The organism is Microbacterium paraoxydans, from assembly GCF_018224615.1.
Lineage (GTDB): Bacteria > Actinomycetota > Actinomycetes > Actinomycetales > Microbacteriaceae > Microbacterium > Microbacterium paraoxydans_B.
This window is the reverse complement of sequence record NZ_JAGTUK010000008.1, coordinates 1-1,712: the sequence shown is the minus strand read 5'-3', so window position 1 is coordinate 1,712 and position 1,712 is coordinate 1. Positions and strand designations below refer to the sequence as shown.

At 64.0% G+C, this 1,712-nt stretch carries 2 protein-coding genes; both read right to left on the bottom strand.

Annotated elements, in window-relative coordinates; all coding sequences use genetic code 11:
* Window positions 1-865: ABC transporter ATP-binding protein (locus tag KE274_RS16340; protein ID WP_439957719.1), on the bottom strand; the 865-nt coding region annotated here is incomplete at its 3' end.
* On the bottom strand, window positions 862-1,712 hold an 851-nt coding region (locus KE274_RS16335; protein ID WP_249186580.1), incomplete at its 5' end, for an ABC transporter ATP-binding protein. The genes KE274_RS16340 and KE274_RS16335, both read right to left, overlap by 4 nt.

Genomic DNA, 1,712 nt, shown 5'->3' with positions numbered 1-1,712 from the left:
CGAGTTCGGTGCGGACTTCGTCGCGGAGGCGGCCGAGGTTGTCGGGTTCGGGGGCGGCGGCGAGGAGGGTCTTGGTGTACTCGTGTTGCGGGTGCAGGATGACCTGGTCCGCGGGTCCTCGTTCGACGACGTCGCCCTTGTAGAGCACCATGATCTCATCGGAGAAGTGGCGGGCCGTGGCCAGGTCGTGGGTGATGTASAGCACGCCCAGGTTCTCCTCGCGTTGCAGGTCCGCGAGCAGGTTCAACACCCCCAACCGGATCGACACGTCCAACATGCTCACGGGCTCGTCCGCGACGATGAACCGGGCCCCCGGCGCCAACGCCCGCGCGATCGCGACCCGCTGCCGCTGCCCACCCGACAACTCATGCGGACGCCGCTGCGCGAAACTCTCCCCCGGCGTCAACCGCACCCGCTCCAGCAACTCCACCGCCCGCGCCCGCACCTCGCTGCCAGACAGCTTCGGGTGATGCAACCGGATCGGCCGCTCCAGATGATGCACGATCGTGTGGAACGGATTCAACGACGCGAACGGGTCCTGGAACACCATCTGCACCTCCGACCGGTACCGCTCCAACCCCCGCCCCCTGGTCGCCGACTCCACCCCATCCAGCAGAATGCTGCCCGACGTGGGCGCCTCCAACTTCATCAACATCCGCGCGATCGTCGACTTCCCCGACCCCGACTCCCCCACCAGAGCGACCGTCTTGCCCGCCTCGATCGTGAACGACACATCCTTCACCGCATGCAACACACTCGTACGGAACCCGGAACGCAACTGGAAGTCCTTCACCAGATTCCGCGCCTCCAACCGCGCCGTCCCCCTCGCCGCATCAGTCGTGGCGGCATCGGTCATGGCACTCATCGGATGCCCTCCTGACTCACACCCGTGCGCACGAAATCGCCCCGCGCGCCCGTCAACGACGGGAAACTCGACAACAACCGGCGCGTGTACTCATGCTGCGGATTCCGGTAGATCTCCTCCGCCGTGCCCTGCTCCACGATCTGCCCCTGCAACATCACCGCGATCCGATCACTGATCTCGATCAACATCGGCAGATCATGCGTGATGAAGATCACCGCGAACCCCAACCTCTCCCGCAACCGCATGATCTCCCGGATGATGCCCCGCTGCACCACCACATCCAACGCCGTCGTCGGCTCATCCATGATCATCACCTGCGGATCCAACACCAACGCCATCGCGATCATCATCCGCTGCCGCATCCCGCCCGACAACTCATGCGGGAAACTCGTCAACCGGCCCGGATCCACCCCCACCAACGTGAGCAACTCCTCCGCCCGCTCCTGCTTGGCCCGCCTCGACATCCCCGGACGATGCGTATCGAAAATGTCGAAGATCTGCGCCCGGACATTGATCACCGGGTTCAACGAATTCATCGCCCCCTGGAACACCATCGAGATCTTGTCCCACCGAAACGCCCGCAACCCCTCCCCATCCAGACCCACCACATCAATGTCATGACCATCCCGGTCATGGAACACAATCTCCCCACCCGTCATCAACGCCGGCGCCTTCAACAACCGATTCATCCCATACGCCAGAGTCGTCTTCCCACACCCCGACTCCCCCGCCAACCCCAAAATCTCCCCCCGATGCAGAGTCAACGACACATCCCGCACCGCCCGCACCGGCGGATCCACCTCATACTCAATCGACACATTCCGCGCCGACAACACCGCCTCACTCA